Raw genomic sequence first — 15459 nt, 5'->3', positions numbered from 1 at the left:
GACTATCTATCACCTATACTTATAACCGCTCTGTAGAATTTCTTACTCATTTCTCAAGGCCGCAAGCAACGGCCCGCGTACCGCCAACCGCGCCGCCACCCAGGTCCAAAACATGCCACTGACCCCAATGGCCAATAATGTCCCCGACAAGGATAAATAAGGAATGCCTGTCCCCGGCGATAGCAAAGCTGGCGCCACCGCCATCAAGGCTGCCAGCACGCCAATGGTCAAGCCGGCCAGCAGCAAAGCCAGGTGTTCACCCAACACCCAGCGCGGCAGGCGGCCAGGCGGATAACCCACCGCCAGCAACAAGGCCAGTTCAGCCCTGCGTTCCAACACATTGCGCAGCACCACCACCGCCAGCCCCGCCGTGCCGAGCAATAATCCCAATCCTCCCAACGCCTGAAACGTGTTGAGGTAGGTGTTTTGCACCGCATTGAATTGCGCCAGCCGCTCCACCGCCAAAGTGGCCTCAAATCCCGTGTTTTGCAGCGCTCTGGTCAAGGTGGCCGCCACCTCCCGAACCCGCCGGTCACGCTCCCCGCCGCGAGGTTGGACATGAATCAGGAAAAACCGGTGTCCGCTTTCGCTCGGAAAACGCTGCCGAAACTCTTCTTCATCAATAATCAGCAAACCTTGCAACAGCGAGCCGGCCACCCCGCCCACCAGACGCAGTTTGAAAGTTTGCCCCCGTTCATCCGTGTACTCCATGACGCCCCCCACCTTCGCCTTCAAGGCCCATTGTATGGAAGCCGCATCGCCTATGGCAGGCACTTCGTCCGGCTGCAAATCAGGCAGGTATTGGCGGGCGTTTTCGCGCCGCAACAAACGCCAGGCATCATCCACCGGGGCTTTGCCCGCCACCTGACCGAAGGTAAAACGGCCAAACAACTTTTCCGGCCGCACGCCCAAAACCCGGGGACGCTGGGCACGATTCAAATTCAAGCAACTCGCATCATCCCCCTCCCGCATCCGAAACGGCACGATTTGCGCGTCCGCCAGGTCCTCCTGACTCAAGCCATAAAAATCCCGCCCCTCCGGTAAATTCAGGTCTCGCAGTACGGGTAAAGTGGATTCGCCCACCAAGGCAAATCCCCCCGTGCCGGAGCGCGGATGGTCCGCCTGGCGAAGGGCGTCCAGACGAAATACACCAATGGCGGCCACCACAAAACTGCCACAGGCAAGCAGGCTGACCGTAGCCACGCTGCGATTTCTCCGCCGTGCACAACCACGCAGCAAAAGCTGGGTCATTCGCACCGGTTTGTCCGCCGCGGGCCGCCGCAGCCACCAACCCAACCCCCAGCGCACCACGCCAATCATGCCTCCCAACAACAACGCTCCACCCAGGAAAAATAGGGCTGGCTCGGCGCCCCGTCCCCCCAACACGCCAAGGCCCACCAACCCAAGAGCCAACCCCACCGCGACCAGTGACAACCACGGCCAGCCTTTTATCTGGGGCAACGCCGTGCCCCATTGGGCGGCCAGCAACGTCACGGCAGGCTGCCGTCCCAACCGTCGCAACACCAGCCAACATGAGCCTATGGCGGCTATCACGCTGGCCGCAAAGCCAATCGCCAGGCTGGCCGGCGTTGCCTCCAGCAACAGTGTGTTCAGTCCGGTGGCATCGCGCCATAAAGTGGTCAATCCGATTAAAATGGCCCGTGCGTAAAACACTCCTCCCACCATTCCCACCAGACTCCCCACCACCGCCAGCGCCAGGGCTTCCCCCAGGAAAACCCGTTGCATCATACGCGGCGGATAACCCACCGCCAGCAGCAATCCCGCCTCCGCCATCCTCTGCTCAACCCCAAAACGAAACAGCAAAGCCGTCAAAATCAACGCGGCTGCAATCAGAAACAAGCTGAAGCCAATGAACAAACCGCCAAAATCCTGCGAGCCGCCCGCCGCCGCCAAGGCCTGGGCGCGCACCGGCTCAAAACGCAGCCCCAAATCCTCGGGCTTCAAATATGTCTTGAAGGTTTGCCCAATGGCTTCCATCAACTGGCCCGCCGACGCGCCTGTGGTCACCGGCCAGCGCAGGGCAGTCATTTCCCCATAACGATTGCCCCACATCTTCTGGCCGGACTCCAGGCTGATGAAGGCTTTAGGAGTCCCGCGATATTGCCGCCAGTATTGGTCGTCTTTTGGACGAATACGATGCACCAGGGGAAAACCCGCATCCCAATCACTCGTGCTTTCCGCATCTGCAATTCCCGGAAATTCCGGCATCAGGGTCCGGTCACACAACGGCGAATCCATCGGCACCACGTCACGCACGGTGAAAACGTTGGTACGCTCGATTAACACCGTGCCCGCATCCACCTCAAAATAACTCATGGCCAATGAAGCCCCCGGCCCAATCCCCAAATCCTCCGCCAGCCAGGAGTTGATGATGATTTCATGAGGCGCCAGCGACAACGGCAGTGGAGGGGATGGCAGTGCCGCCACCATGCTGTAAGGCGTCGCGCGTTCACCGGCTCGCAACAAGTTGGCCACGTACGTGAGTACCGGCCTCCCACCCGGTAGCTGCTTCATGAACGCCCGCGCCACCGGCGGATCTAGAAATACCCGATCCGTTAACAGCTCCACCGCCGGTTCATCCATCAAAAAACGCACGCGCAATTGCGCATCCTCGATATTCCAAACTTTGCGCCACTCCTCCTGGAGTTGTTCCCCATTGCGGGCATCCTGACCGGCTGCTTTCGCCTGCCCCACGAGCAACAAATTGGCCCGGTTGGTCTGTTGCACCAGCTCCTGGAGCTGTTTCAGATTCACCCAGGCATTATAAGCCATGGTTTGATTGGCCCGCAGACTGAAACGCCCCAGATGCGCATCCTCCACGATGCCGGCCACCGTGACCCGCCAGGCGACCTCCGCATCGCTTTTGGTCGCCACCGTAGCCTCCCGCGCCAGCATGGAAGGCTTCTTGAAGCGCAGGATAACCACCTCGCCCGTGTGCGTGATTTGAAGTTGGGCGGCCAGGGCACGATTCAAAAACGCAGCATCACGCGGCACTTCACGCCAGGGTGGCGGCGCAAGAGCCAAACCCCAAAAGCGCTCATCCACTCCCAACACTTGAATACGATTCGCCCGCCCGCGCTGGTCTTGACTGGCAGCCATGCCGGGCAGCAACAAGGCCGGGACCACCGGGCGGAACAAAGCACTTTGCAAAGCCTGCGCTGCCTCAGCGCGCACCAGGCGGTCCCCCGCATCCAGCGCATACTCAATGCCCCCCAGGCGCCCCAGGGCCAGCTCGCGCAGACTGGCGCGCACCGAATCCCCCACCACCAGGGCGCCCGTCAACGCGGCCGCCCCCACCATCACCCCCAGCACCACTCCCACATGAGCGCGCCAATGAAATACCAGGCTGCGCCGGACCAGGCGAAACCGCGTCATGGCTTGACCTCCGACAATTGACCATCCCGCAATTCCATGACCCGCCCCATCTGCCGGGCCAGTTCCAGGGCATGCGTGACCACCACCAGCGTCACCTGTTCCTCGCGGTTGAGCTCCACCAGGAGCTGGGCCAGCTCCGCGGCGCTGCGGCGGTCCAGTGCGCCGGTGGGTTCATCGGCCAGCAACAACGCTGGCTGATTGATTAACGCCCGCACCACCGCCACCCGCTGCCGTTCGCCACCGCTAAGCTGGCCGGGCAAATGCGACAAACGCTCGCCCAGCCCCACCCGCTGCAACAGTCGGCGGGCGCGCTGCTCTGCCTCCGCAGAAACACCGCCCTGCGCCAGCACCGGCACCAAAACATTCTCCCACACCGTGCAATGCGGCAGCAGGTGATGCGCTTGAAAAACAAACCCAATGCGCCGGTTGCGCACTTCAGCCAAAGCAAGCGGATCAAGTTGCGAGAGATCACGGCCTTCCAACCAGACCTTGCCGGAGTCCGGCTGGTCCAAAGTGCCCATCAGGTTTAACAGCGTGCTCTTGCCACAACCACTGGGACCAATCACCGCCAAACTGGCGCCCGCCGGCAGCTCCAGGCTCACCTCCCGCAATATCACCACTGCCGGCGCCCCATCAGGTCCCGGATAGGCTTTCGAAACGCTTTCCAGTTTGAGCATGATTTCAACCTAGACGCCGCCCCGTAGCTGCACAAGGGAAAATGCCAGTGTTTCACTGTCCCTGACGATAACGCTGAAGGAAGTCGGTAGGATTGAGCCGCGGCAACGGAGGCGTGTTCGTGGCTGCGGCCGCGGCTTGCCCCACCTTCACCAAATCACCGACATAATTTACCACCCCGGCCATGTCCCGCAGCAAGGCAGACCGATCCACCTCCCGCCGCGGCAGTCCGGCATCCGGCTCAAACAACGCGCCTGCCGCCACCGTGTTGGTCTGCCAGCCCCGCACGGTGAAAACCACGTCGAATCCCTGCGCTTCGGCATGCATCTCCGAGGGGGTCCTGCCATCTGCTTGGAATTGTATGCGCAACCGAGCATCGCGATAACGCGGCTCCTTGGGGGATACATTCAACCAACCTTCGCGATCAAACTCGGCTGTCACCCAGCGTTGCAATAAATCCGGCGCCATGGCCAGGCTGGCCGCCACCCCCTGCAATAAAGCCAGTTTCATGCGGTTTTGCGGGTCCACTTGTGCGCTCCAACTTCCCCCATGCTCCGCGCCGCCCGTGCCCGTCACCACCCTGCCGTCATTCCCCACGGGGACCCTGACCCAGGGAAATTCACCCATGCCTGCCTGCCATTCCCCCAGTCCCGGCGCCGCCATGAAAAATGCAAAACGATCGCCGTGCCCAATCACAATGCGCCCCGTCCCGCTCAGGGATCGCCCCTGCGGATCCACGCCCGTCAGCTCTCCTTCCACATAATGACACCGGCCAGTTCCAGGAGCCACCGTGGCCATCGTTACCAACTGTTGCAGCACCCCCGATAAACGATGGTACGCATTGGTGCTGGCTGCCGAAGCCGTTTGGGGCGGTGCCTGCTCCTGCTGCGTGAGGTCCTGAGCAAAAAAATCGGCCATCATCCGCAAGGCCCGCGGCAGCTCGGCCAGCGCAGTATAATGGCCCAAACCCTCAAACCATACCACCTTGTCCGCAATCCCCAGCGCCTCGGCCAGCTTCTCCGTGCATGCCCGCGGAATGACTTCATCCTGTCCGGCATTAAGCATCAACACCCGTCCTTGCCGCGCACGTTCACGCAATCTTGGCGCATGCGTCAACGGGTCAAATGCCCGAAGCTGCTGCTCGACCAGCGCCCGTTCCTCCGCCGCCAACCCTTGTATCATTTGGCTGAGCTGGCGTGTCTCGCGCGCATGATGCACAATCGTCAGCAAATCGCCGCCCGCTAAAATCATCACCGCCCGTTGCAGGCGTGGTTCCTTGCCAGCCGCGGTCGCGGACATGATGCCCCCCAAACTAATGCCCGCAATCCCAATCCGCGCGGGGTCCACTTCCGGCCGCGATTGCAAAAGATCCACCAGGCGTTGAATCTCCTGGCTCGCCTGGTCCAGGGCGGAAACAAAAGCACGCGGACTGGCGGCCAGCGCTCGCCGACCTTCCGCTGGCCCGCGCACCCCATAATAGGGCAGCTTGAAAGTCACCGCCACCATGCCCCGCGCCGCCAGCACGGTGCACATCATGGCCGTCAAATCTTCATCGCCATTGAGAATCGGCAGACAGATGACCGCTGGCCGCCCCCGTTGCCCCTCACGCCAGCCGGCAGGAATATATAAATCAGCGGGCACCCGGTTGTTCTGTGGCAGTTCACTGACCACGGGGGATGCAAATTCAAGCCGGTACAACTGCCATTCCGTTTGCCGGATGGGAGGCGCCTGCCGATAAACAAAAGTTCGCTGCGGGCTGGCGTTGGAAACCGTAATGCTTATTGACCCATCCACCAAAGCAGCTTCCTGAGCCGCCCCCAAGCCTGCTCCTCCTCCCGCAGCCCAGGCCATTAAACCCAGCACACTCACCCACATCGCTTTGCATTGCATGACCATAGAATAGCGTATCTCCATTTAATGAAAAGCGTTCCCGTGTCATCATCAAAGGCTGGTCAGCACTCCGCCAAGTTTGGCACCAACGGCAAATCTCCGCCTCTTGCTGCCCTGCACGGAGGACATCAGCGCCTTGGGAAATATTCGGCAAGTCTGTGCGCAATTTGGTGAAAAAATTTTTGCGTTGTTGTTTGACTTTACTTGGCCAGATTCGTAGTAACAATGACCAGGTTGTATGCACGACATCAATCTCGGCGTCATTGATTACGCCATCCTTCTGGTTTATGTCGCGGCTGTGCTGGGCATCGGCTTTGCCCTGCGCCGCTACATGAAAAGCTCCCGTGATTTCCTCATCACCGGCCGCACCATCCCCACCTGGGTCACCGGCCTGGCTTTCATCTCCGCCAACCTCGGCGCCTTGGAGCTCGTCGGCATGGCCGCCAGTGGCGCCAAATACGGCATCGCCACCAGCCATTTTTATTGGGTGGGTGCCATCCCCGCGATGGTTTTCCTCGCGGTGTTCATGATGCCCTTTTACTACGGCTCCAAAGCACGCTCGGTGCCGGAATATTTGAAAATGCGTTTTGACGAGCGCGTACGCGCCTTAAACTCCATTTCCTTTGCCGTGATGACCCTGCTGGCCTCGGGCATCAGCATGAACGCGCTGGCCAAACTGCTCAACCAATTGCTGGGCTGGAATTACAACGTCAGCCTCTGGATTTGCTCGGTGGTGGTGATGGTGTACGTGCTTAAAGGCGGGCTGACCTCGGCCATTTATACGGAAGTCCTCCAGTTCTTCATGATTGTGCTCGGCTTTGCTCCGGTCGTGTATCTGGGGCTTAAAGATGTAGGCGGCTGGGGCAGCATGAACCAATCCCTGCAACAAGTGGCCGCCAATCCCGCCGCGCTGAATCTCGGTACCAACGCCAATTACAACGCCAATGCCTGGACCAGCGCCTGGGAACCGCTGCTGGCGGGCCCGGAAAAAAATCCCATGGGTGTGGACTGGTTTGCGATGGTCTTTGGCCTGGGCTTTGTGCTGAGCTTCGGCTACTGGTGCACCAACTTCCTGGTGGTACAGCGCGCCATGGCCGCCAAAAACATGACCGCCGCCCGCAACACTCCGCTGGTGGCCGCCGTGCCCAAGATGCTTTTCCCGGCCCTGGTGATTGTGCCAGGCATGATTGCCGTCGCCCTGATGTCCAATCCGCAAAAAGGTTACCGCATCCCGCCGCCCCCGCTGGACCAGGCCGTTTATGTGAAGGCTGAGGCCGTGGTTAAATCCGCCGCCACCCAGCCGCCAGACGCGGCATTCCAACTAGTAGCGCAGGCCGTGGGCAAGAAAATGGACCCGGCAAAAGTGGCCGCGCTGATCAAAGACCACGCGGCCCAGCCCCTCCCCATGCCCGCCTTCAAACAGCGCCTCGACGAGTCCATTACCGAGTATGATTACGACGGAGTCATTATTTCGCTGGTCAAACGCTATTGCCCCACCGGACTGCTGGGCCTGGCCTTGACCGCCCTCCTGGCCTCCTTCATGTCCGGCATGGCGGGCAACGTCACCGCCTTCAACACGGTTTGGACGTATGATTTGTATCAGGCCTACATCGCCAAAAACAAAAGCGACGAACATTACCTCTGGATGGGACGCGCCGTCACGGTGGTGGGCGTCCTGTTGAGCATCGGCACCGCCTATTTTGCGCGGCTCTACAACAATGCCATGGACGTCATCCAACTAGTGTTTGGCTTTGTAAACGCCCCGCTGTTTGCCACCTTCCTCCTGGGCATGTTCTGGGCGCGCGCCACCGGCACTGGCGCTTTCCTGGGACTATTGGGCGGCACCGCCACCTCCGCTCTGTTCCACGCCTTGACCATCGCCAAGGACAACGCCCCCGGCTTGAAAGGGGGGTATCTCCATGTGGCGCATGTTTTCCCCAGTGAAATGGCCCAAAACTTCTGGCTGGCGGCTTTTGCCTTCACCGCCTGCTTTATCCTGACCTTGGTCATTTCCCTGCTCACCCAACGCACCAAGACAGACGAGGAACTCAAAGGCCTGGTTTATTCGCTGACCCCGAAGATTAAAGATGAAGACCAGCCGTTTTATCTCCGGCCGGCTGTCATCGGTGTGGTCTTGCTGGCTGCCTGCGTGGTGTTGAACATTATTTTCTGGTAATCACCCTGAACCAACAATCAAAGCTAACGTTATGGGTTTGGACATTCGCTGGCCAATTGGCCTGATGTTTCTGGTGGTGGGCCTGCTGATGGTGATCGCTGGCTTCACCGTGCCGCCCGAACAACTGCAACGCTCCCTGGGCATCAACATCAATCTGATGTGGGGAGTGGGCCTGTTGGTGTTTGGCGGGCTGATGACCTTTTTCGCCTGGCGCGGTTCCCAAAAAAACGGGCAAAACCCGCCCGGCAAATAACACAACCTTGGGCCAATGGAATCATGAACCAGTCAACGTTATGAAAAAAATCCTCGTTCCCTTGATGGCGCTGACGTTGGGGCTGGCGGCCGCCAACGCCGGTGCAGCCAATCTAATGAAAGCAACGGTTACCAAAGCAACGTACGGACGCCTGCCGGATGGCACGGTGATTGAAGAATACACCCTGACCAACACCAAGGGTGTGGTATGCAAGGTCATCACTTACGGCGCCATTGTCACTGAGCTGCACGTCCCGGACCGCAATGGCAAACTGGGCGATGTAGTGCTCGGCTTTGACAACCTCAAACAATACCTCGATGGCCATCCCTATTTTGGGGCAGCCATCGGGCGCTACGCCAACCGCATCGCCAAAGGCCGTTTCAAACTGGAAGGCAAGACCTACCAGTTGGCCACCAACAACGGCCCCAACCACCTCCATGGCGGTCTGAAAGGCTTTGACAAGGTGGTCTGGAAAGCCGAAATCGTCCCCAGCATCGAGGGCGCCGCCATCAAGTTCTCCTATCTCAGCAAGGATGGCGAAGAAGGTTACCCCGGCAACCTCGAAGTCACGATGATTTACACCCTCACCGACATGAACGAGTTGCGGTTTGAATACGAAGCCCGGACCGACAAAACCACCATCGTCAACCTCACCAATCACAGCTACTTCAATCTCGCCGAGCGGGGCGACATCCTCGGCCACGTGGTCATGATTAATGCTGACCGTTATACCCCCGTGGACGACACCCTCATCCCCACCGGCAAACTGGCGCCGGTGAAAAACACCCCCATGGACTTCACCAAACCCATGCCCATTGGCTCACGCATCAACCTCCTGACCAACGACCCGCGCGGCTACGACCACAACTACGTGCTCAACAGCGGCGGCAAAAAACTGGCCCTGGCCGCGACCGTCCATGAACCCAAGACCGGCCGCTTCATGGAGGTGTTCACCACGGAGCCTGGCCTCCAGTTCTACACCGGCAATTTCCTCGACGGCACCCTCACCGGCAAGTACGGCATTGTCTATCACAAACACTACGGTTTCTGCATGGAAGCGGACCACTTCCCGGATTCCCCTAATCAACCCAAGTTCCCCTCCGTGGTGCTGAAACCCGGCCAAACCTACCGCCAAACCACGGTGTACAAGTTCAGCGTGAAATAAGCCTTGCTGGCAGGCGGCGCGGACTGCGCGGGCAGCCGTACGCCCACGCCAAGCGTCCCATATTCAATGCGCAGGCCGGTCCCCCAGACCGGCCTGTTTTGTTGTTCAGGCAGGCTGCCTCACACATCACACAACCGCACGGCCTCCCATAATCCCTGGTAAGGCTCCCGCGTCGGGATGAACTCCTGCCCCACATAACCCGTATAACCTATCTCCACCAGGGCATTCATGACCGCGACGTAATTGATTTCCTGTTTATGATCCAGCTCACAGCGCCCCGGGTTGCCGGCCGTATGCACATGCCCAATGTATTCCCGATAATCGCGCAACCGGCGAATGATATCCCCATCCATGATTTGCACATGGTACACGTCAAACAGCAGCTTCAACCGGGGCGATCCCACCCGTTTGATGATGTCAATGCAGTAATCGGTATGGTCCCCTTGATACCCCGGATGCCCCTTCATGGGGTCGGAGGTATCGCGGCTGTTGAGAATTTCCATGCACAGCGTCACCCCCTTTTGCTCCGCGTAGCCGACAATCTTCTTCAATCCCTCCACGCAGTTGCGGGCGCCCTCATCCGGCGGGATTTTGGGACTGTTGGGGTCATTGGGATTCTTTGCCGCATAACCGGTAAAACAAATGACATTGGGGAATTTGTAGGCGGCGGCTGCGTCTATGGCATCACGCGTCACCTGCAATAACTTGGGCCAGTGATCCGGATTGTTAAACCCTTTCAGAAAGGGTGGGTCCGGATTCATGTTGATTTGGCAAATCGCGCAGGTCAAACCATGCCGCACCAAGACCGGATAATGCTCCGCGGCCACCAGTTCAACCGATTGGCAACCCAGTTCTTTGGCCACCTGGCAGGTTTTCTCGATGTTCCATTTCTCTCCGAACATCTCAAAACACCAGTGCACCACACTCTGCTTGATGCGTCCCTTGAGGACCGCCGGCGCGCGGCGACGGCTCGAAGGTTTGAGTTTTGCGCAACCCGTCCAAGCCGCCGCGCCCATCGCCGCCACGGATGCGGTTTGCAAAAAATTACGCCGATTGATGCTGGATTTTGTATGGTCGTTCATGCCCCTAAAATAAAGGGCACGATGGAAAACGCAAACCAAACCAGCCTCAAGGCAAGGGACGCCAGAAGAAATTCATGAATTGCGCCGACGCCCCCCTATGGCTCAAGCCGAATTGGAAACGCTGATTGCCGGAAACCACAAAGGGCAGTGTGTGGCGCTTACGGAATTCGCCAACGGTTAAAATGACTGACTTCTCTTTGGCCTCCACCGAAATCCGTTGATAAACGCCGGCCTTCAGCCCCTCCAACGGTACCGATATCCTCTGCCCTTCCCCCTGCCGCAGCCACAACCACGTTTGCGAGGCGGATTCATTAGCCGTCTTGGCGGGGTTGATGTCCAAGATAATTTCAGCCGCAGGAAATTTCGGTGTCGCCCATAAAATGGCCGGTTCAGCAGCCGCCGCGGCCTCCAATCGCTCATTCTTCACCGTCCATTGTTGTAATACGGCCTCATTGGTATGCCAGCCGCGAAAATCGAGATGATTAAAGAAATGCTGCCATCCCAAATCCACCGGCGCCGTCTGTTCGGCCGTGGCCAGGCCGCCCTCCAGTTCCCAAAGGCGGAGGTTGCGAAATTCCACCGGTGCTCCTTCGCTTTCCAGGGCCAGATAACCCTTGCGATAAACGCAATCGCTGCCTCCAGAAACTTCCTTGCCATTGACCTCCAATCGAATGACGCCATTGGTGCAGGTGATGCGATAGTGATTCCATTCCGGCGAGCTTTTGCTGCGCTCCTCACTGGGAAAACTGCGCATGCCATGATGCCGGCCAAAAGGCTTCATGGTGGCTCCCCATATCGGAAACACATCCCCATGCGTGGTGTACCATTCATTTTTGCCGGAAATGTTGAAGCCGTTGTCCAGCACCTGCACCTCAATGCCCTTCAAAAACGGCGCCCCCACCGCAGGCAATGGACTGCCCCAGATGAAAATCCCGGAATTGCCGCCGGCGGTCAAGTGGCGCCACTCCACCTCCAGGATAAAATTCTCATATTGCCGGCTGGTGCGCAAAGCCCCCGTTGGCTTTCCCGTGCAATACACCACCCCGTTGGAAATGCTCCACGTTTCCGGCGCGCCATTGACGTTGACCCATCCGCTCAAATCCTGCCCATTGAACAAAGGTCTAAAATCGGCCGCCCCGGCCTGCAACGGCCGGCTGCTCCACCAACCAACCAGGACCAGTTGCGCCATGATGCATACAATCCGGGAGATTTGCATACCCCAATAATAGCTTATTTCCTTGATTTGACGACCCCAAAAGCAATCGCCAACCAAGGAACGTGTCATGCCTCAGGCCAACTACTTGGCTCATTACATGATATAGCCATTCCATCCCCAGGCACATTCTGTTAAAAGTCATCCAAATGCCACTTGTCCAACTCACCGATAATGCCTAACTTCTGCATCATGACGCTTGAACAAGCGATTCCTATAATCCAAAAGGCCTGCCAAAAGATGAACCGGGATTTTGGCGGAACACTGTTTGATGAATGGGCGATTGTGCGCACCGCTCGCGGCAAATTATTTCTGGAGCACTATGAAGGCCCCCGGCGCGACGAGTTTATCCAGCAATTTCATGTGGAAACCGCCGAGCTGAAATCAGCCAGCATGGCTTATCATCGTGGCCACTATCACGTGGGTGATTATGAGTTCACCCCCGACGGCGCCGGCTCCAAGGCCGACGCCTTTCTTAAAATGGGAATGGATGCCTTTCTGGTCTTTGGCAATACTCGCTTGAGCATGAAAGAAATCACGCAAAATCCACGCTGGCTCAAAGCACAGGCCGAGTTTGCCAACCTGAGTGAACGAGTCATCAGTGACCCGCTGGCGCTATCCGGGTCTCCCCAAGGCCCCGAATTGTAAGGAATTTCGATGTCCTGAAACAAACAGCCCCGCCGAAGCGGGGCTGCGTTCAGATTGTTTATGTATCGGTTCTTAGGTCACTGTAACTCCTCCTCCCAATCGCCCAAGTGCAGGTATTCTTTGACCTTCCGGCGCTCGTAACGGTTTTTCTGCGCTTTCTTCGGGCGGCAGTCCGTTTTACGGAAGGGATGCTTGGGGTTTCTGATGGTGTCGCTGATGGCATCGAGCGTCTTCATCATAGGTATTGGTTCCTTTGTGGCGATGACACGTCCTGCCAGCATGGGTGGGAGTAATACGGGAAGGTTGAGGGCTCTCACTCTCGGCAGGTTTTGGACTATCCGTGCCATCACTAATTTGACACCAATAAATTAACGCAAGTTCAAAAAAAAGCAAATCGCGTTTGCCCTTTTTCCCCAGGCCCATTCAACCCGTTGCAAGCCAAAACATTAACTTTCCCATAAACCCACCTCCCCTCCCCGCTCACGGCGGACATCCCGCGCCAGCCAGGCTATTCGCTCCGCAACAGCCGGCAGCCAAACAAGCCCCCCGCGAAGTTGTTGGGATGCGCCTGAAACTTGATGGTAACTTTGGTCTTGCCGCGGGTCAGCTCTGGGGGAATGGGGTAGGCTTGCTCAAAGAATTTTCCGGGGTCATTGTTCAAAAGCTTCTGTGTGGAAATTCGGGTCTCATCCACCAAAATGTCAAAGGTGCGTTGTCCGGTCTCGCTGCCCCAATAGATGCACAGCAGTTCATGCTGGGCTTGCGGGTCCACTTTCATGTCAAAAGCAAACCAGCCGCCCTCAGTGGCATGACGCCACTTGCGTCCGTTGAACTCGCCCGTGCTCGTGCGCTCACCCCGCAAATTGTGGTCGCGCTCCGGCTGCATCTCCCCAATGCGCAGAACATCCACGGTGCGTGCGGCCAGTTTCTGTTCGCGCTCATGAGCAGCACGAATTTCCGCTTCCCGCTTCGCCCACTCGGCAGCGCCATACACGTCGAGATACACCGTATAACGCCGGTCATGCAGGCGGTGGAACGGAGTCAATTCCACATCCTTGGGACGCCCCACATTCACGGTGCGGAAACGCTGCTCCGCCAGGGAGACCGGTTTAACCCACTCGCTGACCGGGCGTCCCCCGGTGACCAACACCGGCACGTAGAAAGGCTGCGACGCCGCAGGATCATTCACCGGCCCCAAATCCGCCGCCAGCAGCACCGGCCCATAAAAAAGGGCAATGCGGTTGGTATTGTCCGGCATGGTCTCCACGTGCAAGTCCATCGGGAAACGCACCTCCACCCGATCGCCACTCCGCCAGCGCCGCCGGATTTCCACATAGGAGGAAGGCTGCCGGCTCACGGTCTGGGCCCGGCCATTGACCGCCACCCGCATGCCCTGCCGCGCCCAATGGGGATGCCGCAATCGCAAAACAAACTCCTGCGGTTGCGCGCACGTAAAGGTGAACGTCGCAGTGTCACCCTCCGGCCAGCGCGTTTCCTGGCGCACGGCCACACCGCGCCTTTTCCATGCCAGGTCCGAGGCGATGTACAGGTTCACCCAAAGCCCTTCGGCGTCTTGGAAATAAATGGCTTCGCCGTATTTCACATGGTTTTCCATGCCGGTGCCCATGCAGCAGGTAAACCAATCATACAAACGCTGGTATTCCTTGTGATGTCCGGGCAGCAGCGAAAGGTTGTAAATGACGCGCCCATCCGGATGCTGCGTAGCCCGAATATGATTGAGCAGCGCGCGCTCGTAAAAATCCGCCACCCTCCCGTCCGGCTGCCAGCCAAACACATGCCGGGTGAGCTTGAGCATGTTATAGACATTGCAGGTCTCCGTGGTGGCCGGACTCAGCCGGTCATTCAACTTGCCCGGCGGCCCGAAATATTCGTGGTCACAATGCCCGCCGGTAACATAACTGTGGTGGTAAACCACGCGCTCCCAGAAAAACTGGGCGGCGGCGCGGTCGGCAGGCTCGGCCGTCAATTCATATCGCGTGGCCAGGCCAATCAGTTTGGGAATTTGCGTATTGGCATGTTTGCCCGCCAGTATGTCTTCACCGCGGGCTAGCGGCTCCAATATGGCCCGATGATGAAACTTGCGCGAAAGCGCCAGGTAACGCGCATCGCCGGTATCAGCATAAAGATCGGCCAGGGTCTCGTTAATGCCCCCATGCTCCGCCGCCAACACACGCTGCATTTGTTCGTCGGTAAGGTGACCGTGGATTTTCTCGATGTAGTCAGCCAAACCCCGCGCCACCTGCAACGCCTGGGTGTTGCCACAAAGCCGGTAGGCATCGCGCAATCCAGCCATTTGTTTGTGCAACGTGTAGATTGGCACCCAACACCCATTGAGGTCAAAGCCAGAGGAACGAATGTTGCCCGCGGCCACCTCCGAGAAAACGCGGCGCCCGTTGGGAATGGCCCCCACATATCCGTCGCCATGCGCCCGCTGGCACTCGGCCAGTTCGCTGACCATGTAATTCACCCGCTCTAAAAAACGGCGGTCCCCCGTGGCAGCATAAGCCAGGGCACACGCGCTGAGGTAATGGCCCGCCGAATGCCCGGCGATTCCCATGCGCTCCCAACCAGGAAACGCCTCAGCCTTTGGCGTAAGCCCTGCCTCTTTGCGAAAGAGAGACAGAAAACGGTCCGGCTCCAGACTTAACAAATATCGCACCGCAATATCCTGGCCGTTCTTGAAAGGACCATCCAGCAATCGCACGTCGTGCAAACTGAACGGCGCTGCCTGCGGCGGGCGGGCAGGTTGAACTTTGAGTCGCAGGTGATCCTGATAGGTGGTGTCCGCACAGGCCTGGCCGCCGCCGGCCACCAGAACCATCGCTACCATCAATACACAAACGCAGCCACGAGGCTTCCAGAGGGACTGGGCAACATCGTATTTCATCGCGGCTGCATTTATTAATCTTCTTAAGTAATTATGTCAACTCCAGCCTCCGA

At 58.5% G+C, this 15459-nt stretch carries 11 protein-coding genes; 4 read left to right on the top strand and 7 right to left on the bottom strand.

The annotated features are described in order from the left end of the window. Positions 1-42: 42 nt before the first annotated feature. Genes NXS98_RS03630 through NXS98_RS03620 form a run of 3 tightly spaced genes read right to left on the bottom strand, consistent with a single transcriptional unit; the run spans position 43 to position 5961 of the window. Entirely contained in the window at positions 43-3396 is a 3354-nt protein-coding gene (locus tag NXS98_RS03630; RefSeq protein ID WP_283847110.1) for an FtsX-like permease family protein, read from the bottom strand. Further along, on the bottom strand, positions 3393-4073 hold the full coding sequence (locus NXS98_RS03625) for an ABC transporter ATP-binding protein (RefSeq protein WP_283847109.1): 681 nt from the start codon (positions 4071-4073) through the stop codon (positions 3393-3395). The genes NXS98_RS03630 and NXS98_RS03625 overlap by 4 nt, the downstream gene beginning before the upstream one ends. Positions 4074-4125: 52 nt before the next feature. After that, positions 4126-5961, bottom strand: a complete 1836-nt coding sequence (locus NXS98_RS03620) for an alpha/beta hydrolase family protein (RefSeq protein WP_283847108.1) — start codon at positions 5959-5961, stop codon at positions 4126-4128. 238 nt (positions 5962-6199) lie between these two features. Between NXS98_RS03620 and NXS98_RS03615 the strand changes: the two genes are divergently transcribed. Genes NXS98_RS03615 through NXS98_RS03605 form a run of 3 tightly spaced genes read left to right on the top strand, consistent with a single transcriptional unit; the run spans position 6200 to position 9555 of the window. Beyond that, on the top strand, positions 6200-8137 hold the full coding sequence (locus NXS98_RS03615; protein ID WP_283847107.1) for a sodium:solute symporter family transporter: 1938 nt from the start codon (positions 6200-6202) through the stop codon (positions 8135-8137). 31 nt (positions 8138-8168) lie between these two features. After that, positions 8169-8390 carry a hypothetical protein gene (locus NXS98_RS03610; RefSeq protein ID WP_283847106.1) on the top strand — a complete coding sequence of 74 codons (222 nt, stop codon included), beginning with the start codon at positions 8169-8171 and terminating at the stop codon, positions 8388-8390. A 40-nt stretch (positions 8391-8430) separates the two neighbouring features. After that, a complete protein-coding gene (locus NXS98_RS03605) occupies positions 8431-9555 on the top strand; it encodes an aldose epimerase family protein (RefSeq protein WP_283847105.1) in 1125 nt (374 codons plus the stop codon). 119 nt (positions 9556-9674) lie between these two features. Here NXS98_RS03605 and NXS98_RS03600 read toward each other — a convergent pair whose 3' ends face one another. After that, positions 9675-10637 carry a hydroxypyruvate isomerase family protein gene (locus tag NXS98_RS03600; protein WP_283847104.1) on the bottom strand — a complete coding sequence of 321 codons (963 nt, stop codon included), beginning with the start codon at positions 10635-10637 and terminating at the stop codon, positions 9675-9677. A 46-nt stretch (positions 10638-10683) separates the two neighbouring features. Then, a complete protein-coding gene (locus NXS98_RS03595; RefSeq protein ID WP_283847103.1) occupies positions 10684-11853 on the bottom strand; it encodes a 3-keto-disaccharide hydrolase in 1170 nt (389 codons plus the stop codon). 189 nt (positions 11854-12042) lie between these two features. Here NXS98_RS03595 and NXS98_RS03590 point away from each other — a divergent pair, with 189 nt between their 5' ends. Beyond that, a complete protein-coding gene (locus tag NXS98_RS03590; RefSeq protein ID WP_283847102.1) occupies positions 12043-12498 on the top strand; it encodes a hypothetical protein in 456 nt (151 codons plus the stop codon). A 77-nt stretch (positions 12499-12575) separates the two neighbouring features. Here NXS98_RS03590 and NXS98_RS03585 read toward each other — a convergent pair whose 3' ends face one another. Continuing rightward, complete coding sequence (locus NXS98_RS03585; RefSeq protein ID WP_283847101.1) at positions 12576-12737, bottom strand: hypothetical protein; 162 nt, start codon at positions 12735-12737, stop codon at positions 12576-12578. A 269-nt stretch (positions 12738-13006) separates the two neighbouring features. After that, a complete protein-coding gene (locus NXS98_RS03580; RefSeq protein WP_283847100.1) occupies positions 13007-15406 on the bottom strand; it encodes a glycoside hydrolase family 127 protein in 2400 nt (799 codons plus the stop codon). Positions 15407-15459: the final 53 nt, after the last annotated feature.

This window comes from Fontisphaera persica (assembly GCF_024832785.1).
Taxonomy (GTDB): Bacteria; Verrucomicrobiota; Verrucomicrobiia; order Limisphaerales; family Fontisphaeraceae; genus Fontisphaera; species Fontisphaera persica.
Note: the sequence above shows the minus strand (reverse complement) of the source record. Positions and strands in the feature narration are given on the sequence as shown.

Bases quoted from the DNA above. Each gene is read 5' to 3' on its own strand.
- NXS98_RS03600 (WP_283847104.1), bottom strand. From the start codon at position 10,637: ATGAACGACCATACAAAATCCAGCATCAATCGGCGTAATTTTTTGCAA.
- NXS98_RS03590 (WP_283847102.1), top strand. From the start codon at position 12,043: ATGACGCTTGAACAAGCGATTCCTATAATCCAAAAGGCCTGCCAAAAG.
- NXS98_RS03580 (WP_283847100.1), bottom strand. From the start codon at position 15,406: ATGAAATACGATGTTGCCCAGTCCCTCTGGAAGCCTCGTGGCTGCGTT.
- NXS98_RS03620 (WP_283847108.1), bottom strand. From the start codon at position 5,961: ATGCAATGCAAAGCGATGTGGGTGAGTGTGCTGGGTTTAATGGCCTGG.
- NXS98_RS03610 (WP_283847106.1), top strand. From the start codon at position 8,169: ATGGGTTTGGACATTCGCTGGCCAATTGGCCTGATGTTTCTGGTGGTG.
- NXS98_RS03630 (WP_283847110.1), bottom strand. From the start codon at position 3,396: ATGACGCGGTTTCGCCTGGTCCGGCGCAGCCTGGTATTTCATTGGCGC.
- NXS98_RS03625 (WP_283847109.1), bottom strand. From the start codon at position 4,073: ATGCTCAAACTGGAAAGCGTTTCGAAAGCCTATCCGGGACCTGATGGG.
- NXS98_RS03605 (WP_283847105.1), top strand. From the start codon at position 8,431: ATGAAAAAAATCCTCGTTCCCTTGATGGCGCTGACGTTGGGGCTGGCG.
- NXS98_RS03585 (WP_283847101.1), bottom strand. From the start codon at position 12,737: ATGATGAAGACGCTCGATGCCATCAGCGACACCATCAGAAACCCCAAG.
- NXS98_RS03615 (WP_283847107.1), top strand. From the start codon at position 6,200: ATGCACGACATCAATCTCGGCGTCATTGATTACGCCATCCTTCTGGTT.
- NXS98_RS03595 (WP_283847103.1), bottom strand. From the start codon at position 11,853: ATGCAAATCTCCCGGATTGTATGCATCATGGCGCAACTGGTCCTGGTT.